We start from the raw sequence: 25,078 nt of genomic DNA, 5'->3' as shown, positions 1-25,078 counted from the left end.
TATTTTATCTTTTACTAATTCATAGCCTTTAGGTGCCTCTATTTCCACTAGGGTATAGTTTCCTATTGGTAAGTCTTTTGATATTACTTCTCCTTTTTCATCTGTTACTAACTCCCCAACTACTTTTTTATTTGAATCTTCTATATGAAACTTTGCCCCTGCTAGCTTTTTATTTTTATCTCCCGTATCTACTTTCACTAACTTCATTTTCCCCATTGGATCGGGCAATTTCTTATTTCCTATTTTAATTTCTGCTACTGCATCTTTTTCTATTTTTACAGTTATTTTATCTTTTACTAATTCATAGCCTTTAGGTGCCTCTATTTCCACTAGGGTATAGTTTCCTATTGGTAAGTCTTTTGATATTACTTCTCCTTTTTCATCTGTTACTAACTCCCCAACTACTTTTTTATTTGAATCTTCTATATGAAACTTTGCCCCTGCTAGCTTTTTATTTTTATCTCCCGTATCTACTTTCACTAACTTCATTTTCCCCATTGGATCGGGCAATTTCTTATTTCCTATTTTAATTTCTGCTACTGCATCTTTTTCTATTTTTACAGTTATTTTATCTTTTACTAATTCATAGCCTTTAGGTGCCTCTATTTCCACTAAGGTATAGTTTCCTATTGGTAAGTCTTTTGATATTACTTCTCCTTCTTCATTTGTTATTAGTTCTCCAACTATTTTTCCTTTTAAATCTTCTATATGAAACTTTGCTCCCACCAATTTTTTATTATCATTATTACTATCAACCTTTTTTATTTTCACTTTTCCTATACTAGGCTTGTTCCAATGTTGCCAGTTAAATTTGAAATTGTGAAATTCAAATCCACCAGTTTGTTGTACTGCACCGACAAATGCTTGTCCATTAATCGAACCGCCTTTTGTTTCTAATACAGCATTGGGAGCAAACACACTCCCAACGACACCATATCCCTCTGTTGTAATTTTTTTCGCATTTGGAAAAACCCAAATCATTTTCCCATATAGCTCAGTAAACGGGGAATTAGGCGAATATGGTTGTGATGTAGGAACTATATCTGTAGCCTTTCCAATATTATTCGTGTCATATAGAATAGACCCATTTTTAAATGTAACTTCTATTGCATCTGAATACATTACAATTAAATCTTTGTCCTTAGCATTGGGCAAAAATACATCTCTTATATCTACATTGATTTTCTCTGTCAATTCTGATGAAACATAAATATTAGGATTGTTTATATCTTTTCCGATTCCATGACTCATATTTGGAATTGGGGCATTCGTTTTATATTGACCTGCATTTTTACTAACTTGGTTCACTATATTGCGAAATTCATTAAATTTCGCGTCAATTTCTAGTTTTTCTTTATAAACGATACGATCATAAGAAGGTTGTATGATGCGATCTGGATCACTCTCTTTTGTCATTACGACTATTCCGTTTTGAATGATAAAAGATTCTTCTCTTGATTTTTTTAGTTTTCCAGACAATAACAAGGACGGATATCTCTCATCAACCCATTTTTCACCTACTATATTAGATGTTCCTGCTGCTGCACCTACAATCGTATACCCCGATGCATCCATATCACCTTGAACTGCAATTGCTCCTTCAATGTCGCCACCTATTGCTTTATGGTTACCAAAGATAACAGCATTATAACGCGATATATCTCCTAGACCTTCTAAGGTAGTCGTGGATCCATATGCTTCTTTTGGTACATATACGACAAAACTTACACTTAACATTAACAAAACAATAAAATGAATACTTACCAGCTTTAATCGTAGCCTCAATTCCTTTGTTCCCACCTTTACCGTTTTTTTCTATAGTCGAATAAAATGAATTTTTATTAATGATGATTTACTTCATCCCCTATATACCGTCTTTACTTATCTTTGAATTTCCGGTCCCACTTCCCATTAATGCAGGATAAATACATTCTATCGAGTTAACTTTTTCTTATAAATTACGACTAGAAGCACACATAACAATAGGATTGTAACTATTACAGTCCACTTATTAAATATAAATATCTCTGTACTCACTTTTTGTTTTTCTTTCTCGTTTAACTCCACACGCTCACCTCGAACTAGCAATCTATTGGTGTTTACTCCATAAGGCGTACACGTAATTAAAGTTGTATAATCTTTATTTTCTACAATTTGTAGATCGTCCGTTTCATGTGGTGACACTACTTTAATTTGATTTACTTTATAAGCAAGAACTTTGTCTAAAGAATGAATAAAAAAAAGATCTCCTTCACTCAACTTATCTAAATCTGTAAATAATTTTGCTGATGGTAAACCACGATGCCCTGTTAAAATAGTGTGGGTATTTTCTCCACCTACCGGGAGCGAAGAAAAATCTAAATGACCTATCCCGCGGCTCAATACTTCCTCAGAGGTCCCTTGATAGATTGGCAGTTTTATATTAATTTTCGATATTTCAATATACCCCATTACATCTCCTAAATTTAACGCATCAGCATACGCTTGATGATTACTTTTTTTTTCAGAAAATGGATCTGTAAATGTTTTCATGGAAGTTTGAACTTGTTTATTATATTCGGCTGCTTCTTTTTCCCTACGTTCGACTTCTTTCTTTTGTAGCGCTTTAATCTTCTTATCGTAAGAGCTAATCTCAGAATAATGTGCACGGGTCGCCAACCAATTACTAATAGTAGGATATAAAAAAATACCTAATCCAAATAAAAAAATACCCCCCAAAACAAGATTTCGTTTCATATTTCCACCTCTGTATATGCTTAAATATCGAAAAGAGGAAAGCATTTTGCTTCTCCCCTTTTCATATAGTTACATGTTCCTAAAATCTTAATTTCTAGCAAATTTTTTTCTAAAGAAAACAAGTGCCGCTGTAAGCATTAAAGTAAGGCCTATTACAGTAAAAAGAGTCGTTCCTATACCACCCGTTACCGGAAGAATCCATCCACTTTTATTATTTTCTATCGTTAATTTAACCGTTTGATTATTTTCGCTAATCTTTACATCAATAGGGTCTTTTAATAATTGATAAGAAGCTTTTGTACCATCTTCTTTTGTATATGTCGGTGCTTTCGTTTCAAAAATTTGATAATCTCCATATGGAATGTTAGACCATTTAATAACACCATGCTCATCAGATACACCTGTTACTTCTTTTCCTGCTACGACAACTATTTTTCCATTATGATCTTTAAGTACAAACTCTGCACCTTTTAATTTATTCTTATTAGCACCATCAATTTTTGTTAACTCAATTATTCCAGTTGTTGGAACAACAACTACAGGTTTAGACTCCTTTTCTCCCATTACATCATTTTTATTTGTAAAATCAATTTTTGCTGTATTTAAAATTTCCGAACCAGATGGTACCCCTTCTTTTACTTGGGATTTAATTTGCAAATGAAATTCTTTTTTACCATCTAATTTTGTGAAATCTTTTACTGTAGCTGTTACTTTTTGACCTTCTATAGCTACCTCAACAACGTTTGCATTTACTTCTGCTCCATCAATTTTCACGATTGGCTTTCCTTGAATCACTAAACGATTGTCCAAAGTATCTGTTACCACATATTTTTTGTATTCCTTAATGTCTTCAGGAATTAATGTTTTAATATCATAATTATAATTAGTTAGAGGATTAATTGGTAGCGCTTCCAATTTTGCGTTAATCTTTTTATCAATTGTTGGTTCTTCATAGTTTTTCACTTCTAATTTAACTACTGTACCAGAAGTAATAGTTCCATCTTCATTAATTGTTCCGGAATTCTTAACAAAAAACTCACGTTTAGTTGGATCTATTATATAGCCTTTCGGAGCTTTTGTTTCTTGGAAATAGTATTCTCCATACTCCAATCCTTGCACGCGAATATGACCATTAGCATCTGTTACTAACTCTTTTTTCACTTCTGTACCATCTTTTTTAAATAAAGAGAATACTGCACCTGCTAATGCTTTTTCATTTACACCAGTTTTTATTAAATCCACTGCACCACGTTTAATCTCATTTTTTGGATACATATGAACATCATAGTTTAGCACCTTACCCTCTTTATTCGTTAAAGGAATATCCACTGTATACGTATTGGGATTTAGGTTAACATGTGGAGGTCCTGCTACTTCTTTCACTTCATAACGTCCTAGCGGAAGATCTTTTAATACAGCTTGTCCATTATCATCTGTTACTACTTGATTTGGAGTGGCTCCCATTACAGGTTTCACATCTTCTTTTACGATTTTCCCATCATTTGAAATTTTTTCAAAAGAAGCAACCCTTTTCACTTCAAACGTTACACCTTTTAATGGTTTCGCATCTTTTGGCACCTCTTGATTTGCAGAACCGTCACCTTCTAGTCCCTGCACTCCATCTTTTTCTTGTGCATACTTATGAATCGTTAAAGTACCTTTAGATGGTGAATCTGCCTTTACTAATACACTAGACCATGTAGAAAATGTTAAGAAAAACACTAAAAGCACACTAAATATTTTTTTCATTTCTCTTTTCCCCTTTACTACTTGTATCATTTTAAAAATCTCTTTATTACTATTACCTTCTTACAAGCAATAGTGTGCCAAGTATCAGATTTAAACCAATAACATAAAACATAGTCGTCCAACAATCCATTGTTTACAATCACTTATTCACTTTACTTATCTTCTATTATTACGTTGTCTCTCTGCATGATATATGTAATTTTCTCCCCTGAATTACCCTCATATCTCTACTTCAAGACTTATTACATTGTTACATAATAGCTTTCACTGCTAATTTCGACTAATCACTTACTGTCAATCCATTCATTTCTCCCTTCCTATCCCTATTTAAAATCCAATCTTAATCCTTTTTTGATACATATAAGTAATAACCAACAAATAAGTGTGACGATTCATATTTTACGCTACTGTCCAAAACTATTACCTGTATATTCAAATAATATGTGCTATTCATGTTAAATTATGGTATTATTCTTAGAAGTTTATAACTTTTATTTATATTTTTTATTGATAAAGATTTTCCGTTTCTACTTATGAAAAAAGGAATATATAATTATTCAACTATCACGCATAACTGTAAGGAGGAAGAATATGACTAAAAAGCTCAGTCTAGTTGAGATAGAGTACATTTGCAATATGTTTTTCCAATCTTTCGAAATTCCAGTTTGTTTTTTAGATTGTAACAACAATATTCTTTTAAAATTTAAATCAAAAAATGATTCACATTCGTTGTATACATCAAAAATAGAACAGTTACATATGCTTTTTCAAAGAAATGATACATATAATTCTCCCATCTTCAGAACTCACGAACATCTAGGGCACTTCATTTTAATTCACATAAAGAGTGATTATATGGTGAACGGTACTATTATTATTGGGCCCATGGCACATGTAAATTTTTCTACAAGTAAAGTGGATAGTAACCTTAATTTTATTCCGAATTATAAAAGAACAAGAGACCGTTATTTTTCATTGTCAGTGAAAGATCAAAATTTCTTTGTAAATATAGCAATATTGTTTTATAACATTCTCTATAAAAAAAATTCAGATGTAAGCACCTTTTCAAATAACAGTGACTCAGTTCATATAAGTCATAGCAGAATCTTAAACGAAGATGTATATATTTCAATGCAAAAAGACGAATCCATTTATCATAATTTATATATAGAGCAGCAACTACTTAGATCTATAGAAAACGGGGATAAAGAAACCGTACTCAAATATTATTACGAATTCCAACAAGAGACTCTTTCATCTTTATCTTCATTCCATCAATTAAGACGTCATAAAAACATTTGTATTTCATCCATCACGCTCGCTACTAGATATGCGATAAAAGGGGGACTTCCATCTGGGATTGCTTACAAAATTTATGATTTACATATTCAAAGAACAGAAGATTTAAAAGACAAAGAATCTGTTTGGGATTTATTAAAAAATGCTTTTTCCACCTTTGCAGACCGTGTAAAGGCACAAAAAACACAGCAACATTCACAGACTATTGCTATTTGCAAAAACTATATTTTTAAAAATATTTACAATCCAATATCTGTTAAACAACTTGCTAAATTTGCAAATGTGAATTCAGATTATTTATCTATATTATTTAAAAAAGAGGTCGGTATTTCATTAATTGAGTACATTCAACGTGAACGAGTCGAAGAAGCAAAGAAATTATTAACTTTCACCACCTATCCCTTATCAGACATATGCGCTTCGCTTAATTTTAGCGATCAAAGTTATTTCACTAAAATTTTCAAAAAATTCACCAATGAAACACCTGGTAAATATCGAAAATCTCATGTTGTCATTTAGAGTGAAACTTCCATTAAAACAAAATGTTTTCAGTAACTCATCAATGGCAGATTAGAAGCACTCCCAGATTCATGAACTATAGGATTTATGCTTTTTCCAAACCAAAAAACACGTTACTATTCTTTTATTTTAATGAGAATAGTAACGTGTTTTTTATCTAATGCAGTTTTGTAGACAGAACATGATCCAACTACAAATTTTTATAGAAGCCAAATGCACCGCTTAACTACTAAAATCTTATTAAGTAAAAAATCCATATTTTGTTTTACTTACTTTCTACTTTATTTCTTCTGAATAATGAACTCTTTTCTTCAAACGAATAATCCCTACTATTATTTTTGTATCTTTCTAAATTTGCGAACAAAAGTGAGTACTGTGCCTGTAATAATCATCAATATGCCGATTGCTGCACTGTTATTTGTACTTACACCCGTCTTTGGAAGCTCCTTATATGTATACTCTTTTTTATCGCTATTACTGTTGTTTGAGATATTACTCTTATTTGCCTTATTAGCAAGGCCATTAGCTTTGCTAGTTTCTTTATCTTTCACTAATACTTTTTGTTTTGTATTTACGTCATTACCCATGGAATCTTTGACACTATATATTATTTCATAAGTACCAGCTTTAGTTGTATCTATAGTTCCTTCATACGCTACTTTAGAAGTAAGGTCACCGTCCTCTTTATCAGTAGCTGATACCCCTACCAACGGATCAAATTGATCACCCTCAGTAATTGAAGTTGTAGCAGGTACTTTTAGTATTGGTTTTTCATTTGTAACTTCTTCTCTAACTTTAACCGTTACAGTTTGTTTCGCCGTTACTTCATGACCTTTAGAATCTGTAACCGTGTACGTTAATACGTAAGTACCGACTTTAGATGTATCTACTCCACCATCAACTTTTACTTTAGAAGTAAGATCGCCGTCTTCTTTATCAATAGCTTTTACTTTTATCATTGGATCGAATGAATCTCCTACATGCATTGTCGCTCCAACAGGCACTGTTAATTTAGGTTCTAAATCTAATATTTCTCCATTTCCCTCTACAATTACAGTCTGTCTAGCCGTTGTAGTTCTCCCTTGGGAATCAACAACCAAGTATTCCACAATGTATGTACCTGGTTTTGAAGTATCTACATCGCCTTTATGCTTTACTTTATTTGTTAAATCACCATCTTCTTTATCAACAGCTTTTACATTTCTCATTGGATCAAACGTATCACCTACACGTAGTGTAATGGTAAACGGCACAGTTAACTCTGGAGCTTGATTTTCTGCTGTTTTTTCGTTTTCTTTCACTGTTCCTGGAATTTTTGCCGCATCAAAAGCATTTTGGACTGCTTGAACTTCAATTGAGTTCGTTCCATATTTATTAGTTGCAACTTTAAGGCATGCCAATTTCAATTCAGAGAAATTAGAAGTCATGTTCAATTCATCAGTATTTGCATAATAGAAAATATCAAACATTTTATCTTCACCAATACCATTTATATTTACACCGTTATGAGTACCGCCTTGTGCAATTAAATACGCAACTTTATTAATAATACTTGAGTTAAAATGAACGCCTCCATAATCCTCTCCATTTAAATCATTATATTTACTATAATCATCGGGATACGGTAGTCCTTCTGAAAAATTAATTGCAGTTGGATTTTTCATATTACGAAAAGTCGATCCAGTTTGTTCTCCTATTGTCCAGTTAAATTCCCCATTATTTATGTATTTCTCTATAGCCGTTCCCATAATATCCGATAATGCCTCGTTAATTGCCCCAGATTCTCCTGAAAATTCAAGGTTAGATTCACTTGATGTAACTGCATGTGTAAATTCATGACCGGCTATATCGAACGCTTTTACCATAGGATCTCCATATAAAAGCATACTAATGTTATTAATATTAGTACTAAATGCATTCTCCCAATTTTCAGGATCATTTGTTCCTCCAGAATCCCATGCATGTACCACTGAAACTACTTTTTTTCCTTTATTATCAAAACTATTACGCTTATATTTTTCTTTATAAAAATCATATACCTTTGTTGCTAAGAAATGAGCGCTTACCGCCTTTGGATCATTAAATGTTGTTGAAGCGCTAGTTGCTAGTATGCCAGGATAATAACTTTCTTCATTTGTAATATCTCTATAATTTACATCATATGTCTCAATTCCTTGCCCTCTTGTGTAATCAGCAAGCGCATAATTCCCACTGGTCTGTTTAGAAATACCAAATGTACGAGTTACGCCTAAATCATCTTTTCCTGTTCCAGTTAATGATGTGAAATTGCTAGTTTTATTTTCCTTAACGGATTCAACATACTCTTCACTTATTTTCAAACTTGATTCTTGTACCATATCTTTTAACATATCGCCATTATGAGCATTCACTAAATAAGTTCCAGATACATAATTTGGTGTTGTAGCAGCAAATGTAACTTGATATGCATTGCTAGCCTGCCCATGATTTTCATCAACAAAAATAACCGCCTTAACTTCTGGTTCAGAAATAAATTTAATGTCGTTTCCGTACTTTTTATAAATATATTGTTTCGCTTCTTCTTTTGATAAATTAATAGGTTTCTTTAAATCTTCTTGTGTTAAATTTTGTGCGCTAGCTCCTGAAATGCTTTTAATAATACCTTTTTTATCTACGTGAGCAGTCAACTGGTGGCCATACACTTCTTTTCCTTTATATATTTGTTGCATGCGCACAAGTGTAGTTCCATCATAAGAACCACGTTTTTGAAGAACCTTGTAATCTACTCCTGTTTCTGCACTAACTTGTTTTGGAGACAAAGCATGCTCTGTATTTTCCTTAAGTGCATCTTTCACTACATTCTCTGGCGCCTTTTTTGATGGTTGTGTAAGATCACCTGTACGGAACGAATCCTCTTGAATTTCAACTTGCATTTGACCAGGTTCCTCTGCATGACCTACTCCATATGGTGTTACACTTGTTAAAACGAATCCTGTTGTTAATGCAACTATAGCTATTTCTTTTTTATTTCCCATGATATTTACCTCGTATAAATTTCTATTATTTATATGAAACTGCTAAAATGTATACAATCTATTCCTAACATAAAAAGATGACTTTTGTAATCTACAAAAGCCACCTCTTCAATATGTAATATCCCTAAAATGTTTTTAATACATAATTTCTATACAAAAAAGAAAAAAGCATTCATTAACGAGCATTTTGCAATACTTTTATTAGGTCATTTATATTTTCAACTTTCTGCTGAAACTGATCAAGTCTGCTATGTAGCAATGAAGGATTTTTATCTTCAGTTGAAATAACTTGTTTTAATTCATTTTCTAATTTATCATACATATCAAAGAAATTATCAAATTCTACACTTACAAGTTCTTCATTTTCACGATAGAATCTTTTTGCTTCTATATAAGTCATATATGATTTATTTAAAAATCCTAATGAAATTAAATATTTAGAAGTGTTTTCTTGATAAATAGCAATATCACATGCTATTTTAATATCAGAATAAGTCTTTTGAACGAGACAATGCAATTCAAAAATCTTAAACTTTAATCCATTATTCATTTCATCCCCTCCCATCGTATCTATTCTACATAAAATTAGAATATTATACAAAGAAAATTATTAGCATAAAATTGACAATTAAAAAAATAACTTAAGGATAAACAAAATCCCTCTCATTACAAATTATAATTGCGGAGCATTTACCAACATAACGGCTAAATAAAAAACGAAAAGAATAAATCTTTCCGCTCTTAGAGTAATAAATACATTTCATATTGCGCTAAAGAATTCTTTTCAAATCCACATTTCTTTAAAAAACCCTCCAATAAATTATTGTTAGGAAACCCAATTGATAAACTTGATAAATTTAATTCTTCTCTTGCTACTTGTAATAATTTCATCCCAACACCAATATTTCTATAACCTTTGTCTACGAAAATAAAACTAATTTTACCTTGTTCATTTACGCATAGAGAGCCTTTTAAGTCATTATCGACATATACTAAATCAATATTTACATCACTACACCTTTTATATTGAATCATATAAAATTGCCCTCCAATTGCTTGTATTAAACTAAACATGTACCCATATAATATATTCCATCTATTATAAATTTCAGCTCTTTATTTGAAATGAACGGACATTTCCCTACATATAACTCACTCTTAATTTGTTTTATAACAAACTATCTATTATTTACTACATTAATCTCATAAACACGTAAAAAAGCAATTAAATGCTCACATGCTCTTTCACATGCTAGCATTTTAAAGATTTTTTGCTCTTCTTTCGTTTTATCATTTGCTTGATCTGAAGCAGCTTTTAAACAGAGAAATGGTTTTTTATTTATTTGGCATACATAGGCGAAAGCTGCTAATTCTTGATCAACTGCTAATGCTCCATATACGGTATGGAGTAAATATCTCATTTCCGAACTACGAATACGTTGATCTCCTGATAAAAATGTACCGAAATGGATCGGATCATACGATCGTATTTTTTTTATTCTTCTTACAAGTGATTTTGTTGTTTCAATAGGTGCTGTTCTACCGTTATATAAATTAAAAACATCTTCCCCTGAACCAGCAGCAGTAACATCATGTTGTATTGCGTTTAGTGCGACTACAATATGACCGTTTTTCACCTTGTTTGATAAACTTCCGCATATTCCTGTCATAAACAACTCATCTGGCTGAAACTCACTAATTAACAATTGTACACAACTAGCGCAACTTACTTTACCGACACCAGTAACAACTGATATAATTTCCAGCTCATTAATAGTATGAAAATGAAATTCCCAAGCAGCTCTTTTTTCAACACGTTCACTTGGATAATGTTGATGCAAATACGTCAGTTCTGGTTCCCATGCAGATACAATTGCAATACGTTTCATTACACGCTTCACTTCCCCTATTGTCATTTAAATAAGTTATCTATACTTTCTCGTTCATAATCTGGAATCCATTCTTTGTATTTCTTATATAAATCTCGTATTATTTCTTTATTCTTCGCAATTACTTCACATCCTCTATCATCATACATAAACATGACAATATCTTTCGTTGCATTTATGAGAAATACATCTGGATAAGAAATTTCTTTTTTTCGTCCAAATCGAGGATATAGATCAAAGAAATCCTCATGATTAACAACTTGTATAAGCGATTCATATTTAATATGTTCCGCAAGGCATTGTAAAGAAAAATGATATGTACAATATAAATCTGCTTCTTCATCTTCAAATAAAAACGGTAACGTTTCTTATCTTATATGAAATCTTAAATCTCTTTTCTTAATATATTTATTGTATACATTTATTTTCTGTGGAGTTTTTATATTTTCCTTTTTAAATCTATAAACATTTGTCACTACAAACACTACATCTTCTTTTGAAAATATGTCTTCAAATAAGAATTTATTATATGTATATAGTTGAGAAAAGTATTCCGTATTTAAATTGTCGGTTCCTTCTACAATTTGATATTTATCTTTCCAAAATCAAAATGTAAATGATTTTCCCATTAAGAATATAAGTAGGGTACTAATGTAACTCCTGGAAATGTTTGATTCATATATTCTTTTAATTGCATTTCCTTGTCCTTTCTACTGTACAATTCCTTTTAAATCCCAATATGCTTCTTCTAGCCATGGATGTATAACTTTCAATATATCTTTCCTTTCCCACAAATATGAAATATATACAAAAGCTGCTTTTTCCAAAGATTTTCCCAATCCTTTTTTTATTTCTATTAAATATGGTGGTGTCCCTTTTTGATCCCATTCTATTTTATCTGCAACAAATAATACTAAATCCATCTTCGTTGCATGTTTACGCAACGTTGTGTGGCAACAAATTGCATTTAAAATCTCTTCATCTTCTACTTTAAATATTTCTTTTGCGATTACTCTCGATAGTTTTTGATGAATGATCATAGGAAACTTTCTTTCTGCTTCCACTATTTCTATCCCAAATTCTTCAGCAACTGCAATCCGCTCCTCGTTCGGAAAAATGCCACTAATATCATGTAAATATCCTGCAATTGCTGCTTTTTCTTTATCTACGTGAAACTTTTCTGCAATCTTTTTTGCCACATTTGCCACACAAATTGAATGTTTATATGTAAACTCTTTATTATATTTTAGTAAAAAAACTTGAATATCATTTTCTATTTTTCCCGTTGCAGTAAATGAATATATATCGTCATACAGCATAACAAATCCCCCTCACAACTAACTTTCAGTATAATATAGAATATAAATATCCTCGTTATTTTATATTCGTTATTAATCTTTTTACTCCTTTTTAATACGTTACATGAAATTTTATACAGAATCGTCACTACAAGTACATAAATGTTTGATATTATAGTAATGTTGATGATTTGTAAGGAAAGGAACTACACAATGAATAAAAACATATTAATTATTGATGATGATAAAGAAATTGTTGAATTACTTGCTGTTTATTTGCGAAATGAAGGCTATAACATTTATAAAGCTTATGATGGCGATGAAGCATTACAAAAGGTTTCTACATATAAAGTTGACCTTATGATTTTGGATATTATGATGCCAAAACGAAACGGATTAGAAGTTTGTCAGGAAGTGCGTGAAAATAATACTGTACCAATTCTAATGCTTAGTGCAAAAGCAGAGGATATGGATAAAATATTAGGCCTTATGACAGGTGCCGATGATTATATGATTAAACCATTCAATCCATTAGAATTAGTAGCAAGAGTGAAAGCTTTATTACGAAGATCCTCTTTCCAAAATGCTACTTCGCAAAAGAATGAAGATGGTATTATTCGTATTCGCTCTGTTGAAATACACAAACATAATCATACTGTTAAAGTAAATGGAGAGTATATTAAACTAACCTCTATTGAGTTCGATATTTTATATTTACTTGCAAGTAATACAGGAAGAGTATTTAGTTCAGAAGAAATTTTTGAACGCGTTTGGAATGAAGATGGTTACGGTTCAAATAAGACTGTAATGGTTCATATTAGCAACTTACGGGATAAACTTGAAACAGTAATAAATGGAGAAAAATTTATTCACACTGTTTGGGGAGTTGGCTATAAAATTGAGAAATGAAGCATTTGATATATTAAAAGATATCCCTAAATGGAAACTTATTTTTTGGCTCTTATTAGCTATCACACTCACGCCTATTACTGAATTAATTATTTATCGCCTCGTTACGAGTGTAATTGAGAGTTCACTTACTCTAACCGAACTTGGTAAAGAATTCATTCGAATTTTTGGTTATGAAAAGTATAAAGGGATTAAAGAATCTTTATGGATGATGATTGTATCTTATTTGTTTTTATTTTCTATCTTTTCATCCTATCTTTACATTTTTTATCGTCACGAGAAAAAACTTTATTATGAAACTTGTATTAAAAAAATGATAGAAGAAATTCGTTATATTGCAAATGGAAACTTCAATCATAAAGTTTCTATTGTAAATCATAATTATCTAGAAGAATTAGCAATCGGGGTCAATGAAATTGTTGAACAATTAAAAGTCTCCATTGATGAAGAAAGACAAGCGGAACAAGCAAAAAGTGAACTTATTACAAATGTATCACATGACTTACGCACTCCCCTTACTTCTATAGTTGGATACGTAAATTTAATCCATCATGATAATTATAGAGATGAAGTAGAATTGCGATACTATATTCAAGTCATTTACGATAAAGTAACTCGTCTTAATGCATTAATGAATGACTTGTTCGAATATACACGTGTTCAAAATAAAGAGTTAAGCTTGTATTCTGTCCCTATTGACATAGTAGAGTTACTTGGGCAATTAACTGTTCAATTCCGTATACAATTTCAAGAAGCAAATATAGAATGTCGACCTTCTTTCCCATCTCAAAAGCTCATGGTATTAGCTGATGGTGACAAATTAGTGCGTGTGTTTGAAAATCTTATTATAAACGCTATCGCTTATGGAAGCGAAGGTCGCTATATTGACCTTACTGCTTATGAAAGCAATAATATGATTACAATTGATATAACAAATTACGGACAACCTATTCCTAGTACAGATTTACCTCATATTTTTGAACGTTTTTATCGCGTTGAGAAATCTCGCTCTACAAACACTGGTGGATCTGGACTTGGATTAGCGATTGCAAAAAGTATAGTCGAATTGCATAAAGGAACAATTGAAGTATATAGTGATGATGAAAAAACAACATTCACTGTAAAACTACTCCCATACAAATGTTAATATTATAAATAAAAAGTTCAATTTCTTATCATATAAGAAATTGAACTTTTTCCATTAATGCCCAAAATTTAATAATCCTTTATAATTCTTTAGAAATTCTTTACCTTTTCTTTCTTCCTAATTAAGCATTCCTTTTTACAATACTAGTATTGATGTCATAATAGGAGGATCGCTTATGCAATTCTTAAAAAAATTCGCTATTTTATTATTATCTTTTTTCATTACTGCACTTATCGTTTTATATTTTTACCTTTATGTAAATGGTCCGATTATTCAAGCTAAATCAGCTATTTTAATAAATGCTAATTCAGGTGAAATTGTTTATAAAAAAAATGAAGAAACTCCAGTACAATCAGCTGCTTTATCTAAATTAATGACAGAATATATCGTATTGGAGCAACTAAATGATAGAAAAATACAGTTAGATGACTTAGTACAAATAAGTAACGAAGTTTTCCGAGTAGAAACAAGCCCTATACAAGTAACATCGAATGATAAAACAACGGTTCGTGATTTACTTCATGCATTGCTACTGACAGGGAATAATCGTTCTGCACTCGCTCTAGCAGAACACATTGCTGGAAATGAAGATAACTTTACATTATTAATGAATAAAAAAGCAAAAGAACTAAAGTTATTACAACCATCTCCATTTCTAAACTCTACTGGAGTTAATAATGATACAAATAAACAATCAACTACAACAGCGATAGACGCAGCTAAACTAGCAGCTAAATTAGTAAAAGATTTTCCAGATGTATTGAATATTACGAAACTAACCTCTTACCAATTTACCTTCAAAGATTCCCAGGTTTTCAATACGAATAAAATGATATATTCTCTTAATGAAAACATTAAACTTCAAGGTGTTGATGGCTTACAAACTAGTTTTTCAACTAACGGTAATTATAGTTTTGTCAGTACAGCAAAACTTGGAGATACTAGACTAATTTCAGTAATATTAGATGCAGATGAAGAAAACATTTCATTTATTGAAACAAAAAAGTTACTACAGTATGGTTTTGATCCTTCCTCGTACTCTGCACTCCAAGCTTTTAAAGACACCCTTACATCTTGGACAATATTACTTCAGTTTAAAAATTTAATTATACAAACTATAATGATTTTTTTAATCATTACCACCTTAATGTTTTTACATATACGTCAAAAAAAATCCGAGGATTTCAATTAAGAAATCTTCTTATATATAAAAACCGACTTGCGTTTGAGATGCAAGTCGGTTTTTAATTCTATCATCCTCGTCCAATCAAATTTGCTGAAACAAATTGCAAGTTTAACTCCCTCGCCCATATAGATAGCTGACCAATATGATGAATTTTATATCTCATTACATGTCTTAAAACCTATGTTTTTCGAGGCATACATCCATCTCTGTTTCCGTTCGTTGTGTTCTTTTGTTTAGTATAAATGGGTTAATCTATTAATTCTATTAAATCCAACAATTTAACTATTACATATTAAAGTTCTATCCATATACTATAGTAGATTACTAGAAAGGAGGCTTAACTATGGATAGTTGCGTTGTATTTGTAAACGGGCAACCTTTTTTAGTTCTTTCAGTAGCTGGTATTGAAATTGCTAGATTAGAGATTTCCCTTCAAGTAGCATTAGCTCTAAGAGTACTTGGGATACCAATCTGTGATTAATTACCAAATTAAAAGAAAAAGAGGGTATTAGCCCTCTTTTTTATTTTCTTCTCACCTTTTCTTAACAACAAACAAAATTCAAATTTTAATTTTTATATTGTAATGAAAATCCGAAAAATCAACCCATTCTATTCAATAAAAAAGAGCACCACCCATACCTCTTTATCCGTTTCTATAATATTCAAATTTGATTAATTATAAAAAATTAAAGTATATGAACGTTACATGAAGCACTTGTTAAGATAGCTGTCCTTCACACTATTTATTTCGCCGACATTATATAATCAAAGCACACAATAATTAACTTTTTATACTGCTTATTTTAAGTACGCTAGCATTCTAGGCTAGATGATCATGACTGCAAAAAACCTTCAAGTTCTCGTTTATATAAATCAGATAACGCTTTCACTTTTTGAATCGAATGATAATCTTTAAATTGCGGTTCTTTATCTTCTTCTCCTTGAAGAGCACTAATCCAACTATACTCTACATCTACAATATGAAATAATGTTTCTAAAATACCACCAGTTTGCAAAGTAAATCTTCCTCTGAAAGTTGTTCACACCTCTTAAACCACTCATCTCTTACTTGCCAATTATATTGAAATAAAGTATACACATTTATCTCTCCCTTACTTCAATTATCCACCTAACAGCATCTGTTATACATTTAACCATTGACAATCACTTCTCTTCGGCCAAGTTCCTCTACAGCGTGATTAATTATTTCACTTACAGATAAAGAACCATCCAATATGATATCTGAATTCGGCTTAACAGTATGAATTGCTTCTAAATAAGCTTTTCTCGCATATGTCATATAATGTTCCAAATCATTATGTATTTCATCTATTGTACCTTCCTTAAAATCTCGCAAAATCCTTCTAGCCATCGCAATATCTAAAGGCGTATCAATAAATATAGTTACATCAATGAATTTTCGCATCTCACTATTTAAGTATGCAAAAGGATAATCTATAATAATATAGTCTAAGCTATTATTTTGTATAAGTTGCTCAATATCATGAATTAATGGTGTTAATACCCACTCGTCATAATTCGCCCCATCATCAATCCATTTACAAATATCAGCAGGACAGTTATCAAATGTATAACTATCAAAATATAGAGCTTTTGAGTTCTTAAACTCATGCTTTAACCTTTCTGTAATTGTAGTTTTACCTCCCCCTGAAACAGCTGCAACTGAAATAATTTTTGTTTTATTATCCACTATATCCACCAATCCCCTTTTGTTAACATAATATAATTATAAATCACTATTGTTACTACTTCTTCCATTCATATTCTAACATACTCATTTCCCATAAATTCCAATACGTTTCCCCTACTTTTTTCGACTCTCTTAATAATCCTTCTTTTACAAATCCTATTTTTTCGTAACATGAAATAGCCGACGTATTAAAATCATAAACACCAAGAGTTACTCTATGTAGTTTTAATTTGTCAAAAGCAATATGAAGTACTTCTTTCATCATATGTTTTCCTATAGAACGTCCTCTCATCTTCGTATTACCAACTAATACTTTTCCAATTCTAGCGGACTTGTTAATATTATCTATTTGCCCAAGCGAAATATGACCAATAACGTCTGAAGTCTCTTCATCTACCACTTTGAAAGCGAATGTATTTGCACTTTCTATATACTTCTCTAATTGCTGTTCGTCTAAAGGAAATGTGAAGGCATTACCTGACCATTGTATTAGAAATTCTTCGGAATTAATCCAATTTATTAATTGTTTAAAATCAGATTTTTTAAAGGTTTCTAGTTTAATCACTTCCTTGCTCCTTTCGTACATCATGCTTTATAACCTCAAACTTATTTCTATATAAAGAATATATTCTCCTTTTATATGAAATTAAAATAAAGCCATTCATGTGAATGGCTTTACAAAAAAGCAGCATAATTATGCTTTGTTTGCTACATCAATACCATTAAAATCAAAGTCAGCAGTAACCGTTGTAACAGGTGGGAAAATTGCTTCAATTTTGCAAATGGAAATAATTACTGCAACCGATCCAGGAATAGCCGCAAGCCTAACTACATCACAACTTACAGACGAGACAGTACCTACATAAGTACGTCCCTCTGTATTAATTTGAACTGTTCGATTAATTAATTTCTTAAGTTCATCTCTAATTCCTTGTACACAAGAATTATCACATTTCTCATGCTGTTCTTTTTTACACTCTTCGAATACTTCCCAACAATCATCTTGTTTACATGTACATTTCTTTTTACAATTATTAAATCGAGAACCCAATACCTCACCTCCTAATCCTTTCTATTAGTAAAGTATGTCCATTAGCTTAAAAGGGTACGAGGCAAACACATAAAAAGAAAAAAACAAACAATTGTACCAAACTTTCTTTTCATTATTCATTATAAAAACAGACCTGCCCTAATTAAAAGCTTGTTTAATTAGGGCAGGTGAGTTTAGTCCTACTTCATTTAATGTTTAGACACCACTTTTTAAAATAAATCTTTTTTCTTTTAAATAAGACGCCTCTTAAAAACACACTAGATTTTCCCATTAACTCACATATACATAGACTTTATTCATGGATTTTTCCTTTGTTATCGTAAAATATACATTTTAAAAAACGTACTCGAAAATAAGATATTATTTGTAATCAGAACATTTTCTTCAACAAATGTTTATTGAAAAATACCATAACTAGTAGTAGTTCCCTCCACTATCTCTTAAAAATTAGCATAGTTTGTATGAACTCTATACCGAGTAGAAAACACTCTATCATATAAAAATAAAATAGTAGGTTAATAAACAAGCCATTTTTTTATTAAAACATAGAATAATATGAACACTATTGAAAGGAGGTAGAAATGAATGTCCTGGAAAAATGATTGCTGGAGTTCTCAGAAAAAGCATTGTTGTGATGATTGGTGGAAATCTAAAGAAAAGCGTCATTGTGATGATGATTGGAGTTCTCAGAAAAAGCATTGTAATGATGATTGGTGGAAATCTAAAGAAAAGTGTCATTGTGATGACGATTGGAGTTCTCAGGAAAAACATTGTAATGATGATTGGTGGAAATCTAAAGAAAAGTGTCATCGTGATGATGATTGGAGTTCTAAACGAAATAAGTGTCGTTGTAAATGTTTCTTTATTTGTTGCCATTGTAAAAGAAAAAATTGGTAATATTCTTAATGTCAACTTAAAGGAAAGAATATGTCTTTTGGAACCAATCGGACTTTTCCGGAAAGTTGACCCCTCACCTACTTCCTTGCTTTCGCTGAATTTTTAGGTGGGGGCATTACTGCCTGACAAATAGCGAGATAAATACTAGAATGTAATATATAAAAAGCTGACTGAGTATAGTCAGCTTTTTATATATGAACACGTAAAGGTTTAAACAGACATATAAGCAGTCACGCTTTGTCATCACCTTGTTGTTGTAAAATAGTATTTCTCCATTGAATAGACATTCCATAATATCGTATTTTGATTAAAACTAAAAAACATACTTAACACTAATAGTAAAATTTTTCTTCTTCATCAAATTCACTTTTTTCTTTTTATAAACATAAAAAAGGAGCTCTATTTATATAGAGCTCCTTTCTAATTTTATAATTTACTAGACTGTAACCCCTGAATAAACGGAACTACTTCAGGATTTACAAGTGAAGACAAATCACCTAATTCTTTTCCTAAGTAAGCTGCTTTAATAACACGGCGCATTACTTTAGAGTTACGTGTTTTCGGTAAATCTTCTACAACGTGGATGTCTTTAGGACACAACGCTTTTCCAATATGAGAGTTTACTAAACTCATTAATTCTTTCTTTAATTCTCCTGTGAATGTTACATGATCTCTTAATACTACAAAACAATGACAAACTTCACCTTTTACTTCGTCAGGTACACCAATTGCAGCAGCTTCAATTACATCGTTATGTTTCACAAGAATAGATTCATATTCAGCAGGTCCAATACGTTTACCTGCAATATTTAACGTATCGTCTGAACGCCCTGTGATAATATATTGTTCACCATCGTAAATGACCCAGTCACCGTGGACCCATTTATTTTCAAAACGCGACCAATATGTGTTTACGTAACGTTCATCATCTTCCCAGAAGCTTTTCGTCATACCTACCCAAGGTTTCTCTAAGCATAATTCTCCGACTTCATCTCGAATTGGTTTACCTTGATCATCCAGTACGACAGCTGCCATTCCTGGTAAAGATGCGTTAAAACTAATCGGTGCTATTGGCTTAATAAGAACATTACCGAAAATCCCACCAGAGATTTCAGTTCCACCTGAGTAGTTACAGATTGGGACATTTCCTTTTCCAACTGTTTCAAACAGCCACATCCATGGATTAGGATTCCAAGGTTCTCCAGTTGATGCGAATACTTCCAAACTCTTTAAAGAATGTTTATTGACATACTCATCACCTTTTGCCATTAATGCTCGGATTAACGTTGGCGAAATACCTAAATGAGTAATCTCATATTTATCAACTGTCTCCCATAACCGGTCTGCTTCTGGGAAGTCTGGAACACCTTCGTACATAACCATCGTTGCTCCATTAATGAGTGAACCGAATAATAGAAACGGCCCCATCATCCAGCCCATATCAGTTACCCATAATACACGATCACCTTGTTTAATATTCATTCCAAATCCTGCATCAAAAGCTGCTTTCAAAGGAAATCCTGCATGCGTGTGTACTGTTCCTTTCGGCTTACCAGTCGTTCCTGATGTATAAATGAGCATTAATGGATCATCACTTTGCATTTCCTCTGCATGTATGAATGGTTTTTCTTTTTCTAGCGTACTCCACGAAAAGTCATAGTTATGTGGTGTAAAATCATTTCCTGCATGACGAACGATAACAACTTTTTCAACAGTTGGGCAATGTTCACAAGCTTTATCTACTTCATCTTTTAAAGAAACAATTTTACCTCGGCGTGAAAATCCATCTGCGGTAATAATCATTTTTGAACCTGCCGCTTGCACACGTGTCATAACTGCATCAGACGCAAAGCCTGAGAATATTGGTGAAATAATTGCTCCGATTTTCATTACAGCTAGCATCGCAACAACTGTTTCTGGAATCATTGGCATATAAATTGTTACACGGTCACCTTTCTCAATACCCGCGTGTTTCAAACCATTTGCAACACGGCTTACCCAGTTGTCAAGCTCTTCATATGTAAATGATTTTGAAGTTCCATTTTCCCCTTCGTACTGAAGTGCTGGCTGTATTCTCGTCTCTTCATCCGCAAGCCAGCGGGATAAAGCTGATTCTACAACGTTACATGTTCCGCCATTATACCACTGTGCAAACGGTGTACCATTTTCTAAATCTAACACTTCTGTATAAGGTTTCATCCATTGATAGCCCACTGCTTTTTCTGCCTCTCCCCAAAACCAAGCTGTTTCCTCAATAGATTTATTATAAAAAGTTTCATAGTCTTCATATCCCAATGATTTCATCCAACCATATAAACGTGTTTTTCCCTTGTACTCTTCTGTTGGAAACCAAACTGCTTGTTTCAATGTTTTCCCCTCCTTAACTTTTTGAGTAAGAAAGCCCTAAATAAGGCTTTTAAACTGGATATACAGGATGTTTACGATCCGTGAATACTTGATATTTACTCATATACATTTCGAAACGTCCTTTTAACTCTTCACGTAAATTGTTTGGATGAACAATACCATCAATCACCATCTCTGATGCTAAGTGGTATATATCAATATCTTTCTTATACTCTTCACGTTTTTCAGCAATGAAGCTAGCACGCTCTTCTTCTGGTAAAGCTGCAATTTTATTTGCAAATACAGCATTAACCGCAGCTTCTGGACCCATTACTGCAATAGAGGCTGTCGGTAATGCCAAGCAGCAATCTGGTTCAAATGCTGGACCTGCCATCGCATATAAACCAGCGCCATATGCTTTACGAACAACGATAGAAATCTTAGGTACAGTTGCTTCACTCATTGCAGAAATCATTTTTGCACCGTGGCGAATAATACCGGCACGCTCTACTTTTGTACCAATCATAAATCCAGGTACATCTGCAAGGAATAATAATGGAATATGATATGCATCGCATAAATTAATAAACTTAGCAGCTTTATCAGCTGAATCGTGGAATAATACGCCGCCTTTCATACGAGGTTGATTTGCAATAATACCAACTGGCTTACCATCAATACGTGCTAAGCCTGTAATTAGTTCTTGAGCAAATAATTTTTTCACTTCATAGAAAGAACCTTCATCAATAACTCTATTAATGAGATCTTTCATATTGAAAGGCGCATTTTGATTTTCTGGAATGATTTGTTCTAATGTTTTTTCGAATTGTTTCGGTTCTTGAGGTGTAACCAATGGAGTCTTCTCTAAGTAGTTGTTTGGAAAATATGAAATATATTGTCTTGCTTGTGTAATCGCATCTTCTTCGGTCTTACATAAAACATCTCCGCATCCTGATACAGAGCAATGCATACGAGCTCCGCCCATCTCTTCTAACGTTACCTTCTCACCGATAACCATCTCAGCCATACGAGGAGATCCTAAATACATAGATGCATTTCCTTCTACCATCATTACAACGTCACAAAAGGCTGGAATATACGCACCACCAGCTGCAGAAGGTCCAAATAATAAGCATACTTGAGGAACTTTACCTGATAACTTCACTTGATTATAGAAGATTCTTCCTGCACCGCGGCGCCCTGGGAACATTTCTACTTGATCTGTAATACGCGCTCCAGCAGAGTCGACTAAATAAAATAACGGAACACGTAGTTTTTCAGCTGTTTCTTGAATACGTAAAATCTTTTCAACTGTGCGTGATCCCCATGATCCAGCTTTTACAGTAGAATCATTGGCCATTACACACGCAGTACGACCATGTATTTTACCCGTTGCCGTTACAACGCCGTCCGCAGGTAAGCCTGTTTGTTCACAGTTAGCAAATAATGCATCTTCTACATATTCGCCATTATCAAATAGAAGCGCTAAACGATCTCGAACGAATAATTTTCCTTTTGCTTTATTTTGCTCATGATATTTCGGTGCCCCGCCTTGTTTAATTGTTTCAACTCGTTCTTCAAATGAATTAGATTGTTGTTTTTGGTCTAACATATTTACTCCCCCTTATACATCGGTTTGCGTTTTTCTTTGAATGCCTGTAATCCTTCTATTCGATCTTTCGTATGGATTACACCTTCATACGCTTGTTTTTCCATTTGTAATCCGGTATGTAAATCAACTTGAATACCGTTTGAAATTGCCTCTTTTGCTAATCGAACAGCAATAGGTCCATTACTAGCAATTTTCTCTGCTATTTCAATCGCTTTCTCTTCAAGTAAATTAGCTGGTACAACGAATTCTACTAAACCATATTCTTTAGCTTCTTGCGCTGAAATACGTCTACCTGTATAAATTAATTCTTTCGCTCTACCAACACCAATTAATCTCGGTAAGCGCTGTGTACCACCTGCTCCTGGTATAATTGCAAGTGTCGTTTCAGTAAGACCAAGACTTGCAGTGTCTGAAGCAATTCTAAAATCACAAGCTAAACTTAATTCCGTACCACCACCAAGTGCGATTCCATTTATAGCAGCAATAATTGGCTGTGGTAATTGTTCAACCATTTCCATAGTAGTGCGAATCATACTAACAGCATGGCGAACTTGTTCTTCATTCATGCCAGCACGTTCTTTTAAATCAGCTCCGGCACAAAATGCTTTTTCACCAGCCCCTGTTAAAATAACTACACGAGTATTTGACTCTTCACTTATTTGAGTTAGTATGTTTTGCAACTCTTCTAATAACGCTAAAGATAATGAGTTTGCTTGTCTTTCACGATTTAATGAAATCTTTACAACGTGTGGTGTTACGTAATCAACTGAAATGTTTTGTAATTGTAGCATCTTCTCACCTACTTATCGTTTTATGTTGAAGCGCTCTATACACATGACTCGGTAATTGGATATTTAATTTACTTTGAATAAATTGACTCGCTCTCAATAACTTCTTTTCATCAATATTCGTTTGTACCCCTAACTTATGGAGCATATGAACTAAGTCATCAGTTGCAACATTGCCTGATGCTCCTGGTGCATATGGGCATCCACCAAGACCACCACAAGAACTATCAAATGTTGTAATACCATATTCTAATGACTTAACTACATTCGCCAGAGCCATTCCATACGTATTATGGAAGTGCATTGCAAACTGCGAAGCATCATATTTCTTTAATAAATGTTCTAATACTTGCTCTACTTGTAACGGATTTGCTACACCAATCGTATCACCAAGAGATGCTTCATAAATGCCGTATGAAAATAGCTGATTACATAATTCGTCAACTGCTGCGAGACTTATATCCCCTTCATAAGGACATCCAAATACAGTAGAAACATAACCTCTTACCTTTTTCCCTTCGAATAATGCCTGTTTTGTTATATCTTCAATTACAACTAATGCTTCTTTAATCGATTTATTAATATTACTTTTATTATGAGATTCACTTGCTGATAAAAAAACATTCACCTCATCTACATTTTGCAAAAAAGCTCGTTCCAAACCATTTTGGTTCGGAACAAGCGCAGCATATGTAACATTGGGATCCCTTTTCAGCTCAGAAAACACATCATTTGCATCCGCTAATGCTGGGACCCATTTTGGGTGAACGAATGAGGAAACTTCAACATACGACAATCCTGCTTCTGTAAGTAGTTGAATCCATTTTACTTTATCTTTTGTGCCAACAATCTTTTTTTCATTTTGTAAACCATCACGTGGTCCTACTTCTTTAATGACAGCAAAATTAGGTAGTTTCAATTCGCTTC

At 32.5% G+C, this 25,078-nt stretch carries 20 protein-coding genes and 4 pseudogenes; 6 read left to right on the top strand and 18 right to left on the bottom strand.

The window, feature by feature from the left end:
- From BAQ53_RS12030 to BAQ53_RS12020, 3 genes are all read right to left on the bottom strand, one after another.
- On the bottom strand, window positions 1-1,785 hold a 1,785-nt coding region (locus BAQ53_RS12030; RefSeq protein WP_208906878.1), incomplete at its 3' end, for a SpaA isopeptide-forming pilin-related protein.
- Between the two features lie 147 nt (window positions 1,786-1,932).
- The gene (locus BAQ53_RS12025) at window positions 1,933-2,736 is read right to left on the bottom strand and encodes a class C sortase (protein ID WP_074593703.1); all 804 of its coding nucleotides are present in this window, start codon (window positions 2,734-2,736) and stop codon (window positions 1,933-1,935) included.
- A gap of 87 nt (window positions 2,737-2,823) precedes the next feature.
- On the bottom strand, window positions 2,824-4,485 hold the full coding sequence (locus BAQ53_RS12020) for an LPXTG cell wall anchor domain-containing protein (RefSeq protein WP_199697352.1): 1,662 nt from the start codon (window positions 4,483-4,485) through the stop codon (window positions 2,824-2,826).
- Between the two features lie 591 nt (window positions 4,486-5,076).
- Between BAQ53_RS12020 and BAQ53_RS12015 the strand changes: the two genes are divergently transcribed.
- Window positions 5,077-6,303: an AraC family transcriptional regulator gene (locus BAQ53_RS12015; protein WP_208906877.1), complete on the top strand. Its 1,227-nt coding sequence runs from the start codon at window positions 5,077-5,079 to the stop codon at window positions 6,301-6,303.
- Window positions 6,304-6,635: 332 nt separating this feature from the next.
- Here BAQ53_RS12015 and BAQ53_RS12010 read toward each other — a convergent pair whose 3' ends face one another.
- The 6 genes and pseudogenes from BAQ53_RS12010 to yqeK all read right to left on the bottom strand — a co-directional run bounded on the left by BAQ53_RS12010 (window position 6,636) and on the right by yqeK (window position 12,525).
- Entirely contained in the window at window positions 6,636-9,317 is a 2,682-nt protein-coding gene (locus BAQ53_RS12010; RefSeq protein ID WP_208906876.1) for a M4 family metallopeptidase, read from the bottom strand.
- A gap of 175 nt (window positions 9,318-9,492) precedes the next feature.
- Window positions 9,493-9,867 carry a hypothetical protein gene (locus BAQ53_RS12005; protein ID WP_001059022.1) on the bottom strand — a complete coding sequence of 125 codons (375 nt, stop codon included), beginning with the start codon at window positions 9,865-9,867 and terminating at the stop codon, window positions 9,493-9,495.
- A 191-nt stretch (window positions 9,868-10,058) separates the two neighbouring features.
- A pseudogene (locus BAQ53_RS12000) lies at window positions 10,059-10,307 on the bottom strand (GNAT family N-acetyltransferase); the annotation flags it as partial.
- A gap of 188 nt (window positions 10,308-10,495) precedes the next feature.
- The gene (locus BAQ53_RS11995; RefSeq protein ID WP_002164028.1) at window positions 10,496-11,233 is read right to left on the bottom strand and encodes a phosphorylase family protein; all 738 of its coding nucleotides are present in this window, start codon (window positions 11,231-11,233) and stop codon (window positions 10,496-10,498) included.
- A pseudogene (locus BAQ53_RS11990) lies at window positions 11,230-11,903 on the bottom strand (DUF3885 domain-containing protein). Before BAQ53_RS11990 ends, BAQ53_RS11995 begins: the two are co-directional and overlap by 4 nt.
- Before the next feature lie 13 nt (window positions 11,904-11,916).
- Complete coding sequence (yqeK, locus tag BAQ53_RS11985) at window positions 11,917-12,525, bottom strand: bis(5'-nucleosyl)-tetraphosphatase (symmetrical) YqeK (RefSeq protein ID WP_000964995.1); 609 nt, start codon at window positions 12,523-12,525, stop codon at window positions 11,917-11,919.
- Between the two features lie 192 nt (window positions 12,526-12,717).
- Here yqeK and BAQ53_RS11980 point away from each other — a divergent pair, with 192 nt between their 5' ends.
- The 3 genes from BAQ53_RS11980 to BAQ53_RS11970 all read left to right on the top strand — a co-directional run bounded on the left by BAQ53_RS11980 (window position 12,718) and on the right by BAQ53_RS11970 (window position 15,752).
- Complete coding sequence (locus BAQ53_RS11980) at window positions 12,718-13,413, top strand: response regulator transcription factor (RefSeq protein WP_001038810.1); 696 nt, start codon at window positions 12,718-12,720, stop codon at window positions 13,411-13,413.
- The gene (locus BAQ53_RS11975; protein WP_001243307.1) at window positions 13,403-14,560 is read left to right on the top strand and encodes a sensor histidine kinase; all 1,158 of its coding nucleotides are present in this window, start codon (window positions 13,403-13,405) and stop codon (window positions 14,558-14,560) included. The genes BAQ53_RS11980 and BAQ53_RS11975 overlap by 11 nt, the downstream gene beginning before the upstream one ends.
- Window positions 14,561-14,735: 175 nt before the next feature.
- Complete coding sequence (locus tag BAQ53_RS11970) at window positions 14,736-15,752, top strand: D-alanyl-D-alanine carboxypeptidase family protein (RefSeq protein ID WP_208906875.1); 1,017 nt, start codon at window positions 14,736-14,738, stop codon at window positions 15,750-15,752.
- A gap of 61 nt (window positions 15,753-15,813) precedes the next feature.
- On the opposite strand, the pseudogene BAQ53_RS11965 reads toward BAQ53_RS11970, so the two are convergent.
- Window positions 15,814-15,924: pseudogene (locus tag BAQ53_RS11965) on the bottom strand (DinB family protein); the annotation flags it as partial.
- A gap of 165 nt (window positions 15,925-16,089) precedes the next feature.
- On the opposite strand from BAQ53_RS11965, the gene BAQ53_RS11960 reads away from it, so the two are divergent.
- Entirely contained in the window at window positions 16,090-16,227 is a 138-nt protein-coding gene (locus tag BAQ53_RS11960; RefSeq protein ID WP_000376554.1) for a DUF3956 domain-containing protein, read from the top strand.
- Window positions 16,228-16,585: 358 nt separating this feature from the next.
- On the opposite strand, the pseudogene BAQ53_RS11955 reads toward BAQ53_RS11960, so the two are convergent.
- The 4 genes and pseudogenes from BAQ53_RS11955 to BAQ53_RS11940 form a co-directional block, all read right to left on the bottom strand.
- A pseudogene (locus BAQ53_RS11955) lies at window positions 16,586-16,845 on the bottom strand (DinB family protein); the annotation flags it as partial.
- A gap of 51 nt (window positions 16,846-16,896) precedes the next feature.
- Window positions 16,897-17,457: a nucleoside/nucleotide kinase family protein gene (locus BAQ53_RS11950; RefSeq protein WP_000369207.1), complete on the bottom strand. Its 561-nt coding sequence runs from the start codon at window positions 17,455-17,457 to the stop codon at window positions 16,897-16,899.
- A 55-nt stretch (window positions 17,458-17,512) separates the two neighbouring features.
- A complete protein-coding gene (locus tag BAQ53_RS11945; protein WP_000990085.1) occupies window positions 17,513-18,046 on the bottom strand; it encodes a GNAT family N-acetyltransferase in 534 nt (177 codons plus the stop codon).
- A gap of 105 nt (window positions 18,047-18,151) precedes the next feature.
- Complete coding sequence (locus BAQ53_RS11940; RefSeq protein ID WP_000535575.1) at window positions 18,152-18,508, bottom strand: hypothetical protein; 357 nt, start codon at window positions 18,506-18,508, stop codon at window positions 18,152-18,154.
- A 598-nt stretch (window positions 18,509-19,106) separates the two neighbouring features.
- On the opposite strand from BAQ53_RS11940, the gene BAQ53_RS11935 reads away from it, so the two are divergent.
- Window positions 19,107-19,511 carry a hypothetical protein gene (locus BAQ53_RS11935; RefSeq protein ID WP_000560147.1) on the top strand — a complete coding sequence of 135 codons (405 nt, stop codon included), beginning with the start codon at window positions 19,107-19,109 and terminating at the stop codon, window positions 19,509-19,511.
- 320 nt (window positions 19,512-19,831) lie between these two features.
- Here BAQ53_RS11935 and BAQ53_RS11930 read toward each other — a convergent pair whose 3' ends face one another.
- Genes BAQ53_RS11930 through mvaB form a run of 4 tightly spaced genes read right to left on the bottom strand, consistent with a single transcriptional unit; the run spans window position 19,832 to window position 25,070 of the window.
- Window positions 19,832-21,772 (bottom strand): AMP-binding protein, encoded by a 1,941-nt coding sequence (locus tag BAQ53_RS11930; protein WP_000806508.1) that lies wholly within the window; start codon window positions 21,770-21,772, stop codon window positions 19,832-19,834.
- A gap of 49 nt (window positions 21,773-21,821) precedes the next feature.
- Window positions 21,822-23,363: an acyl-CoA carboxylase subunit beta gene (locus tag BAQ53_RS11925; RefSeq protein ID WP_000886746.1), complete on the bottom strand. Its 1,542-nt coding sequence runs from the start codon at window positions 23,361-23,363 to the stop codon at window positions 21,822-21,824.
- A 2-nt stretch (window positions 23,364-23,365) separates the two neighbouring features.
- Window positions 23,366-24,154, bottom strand: coding sequence for an enoyl-CoA hydratase (locus BAQ53_RS11920; RefSeq protein WP_061884185.1), 789 nt, complete (start codon window positions 24,152-24,154; stop codon window positions 23,366-23,368).
- Window positions 24,155-24,158: 4 nt separating this feature from the next.
- A complete protein-coding gene (gene mvaB, locus BAQ53_RS11915; protein WP_208906874.1) occupies window positions 24,159-25,070 on the bottom strand; it encodes a hydroxymethylglutaryl-CoA lyase in 912 nt (303 codons plus the stop codon).
- Between the last annotated feature and the right edge of the window lie 8 nt (window positions 25,071-25,078).

The organism is Bacillus sp. B25(2016b), from assembly GCF_001679765.1.
GTDB classification, from domain to species: domain Bacteria; phylum Bacillota; class Bacilli; order Bacillales; family Bacillaceae_G; genus Bacillus_A; species Bacillus_A thuringiensis_K.
This window is presented reverse-complemented; position numbering and strand designations above follow the sequence as displayed.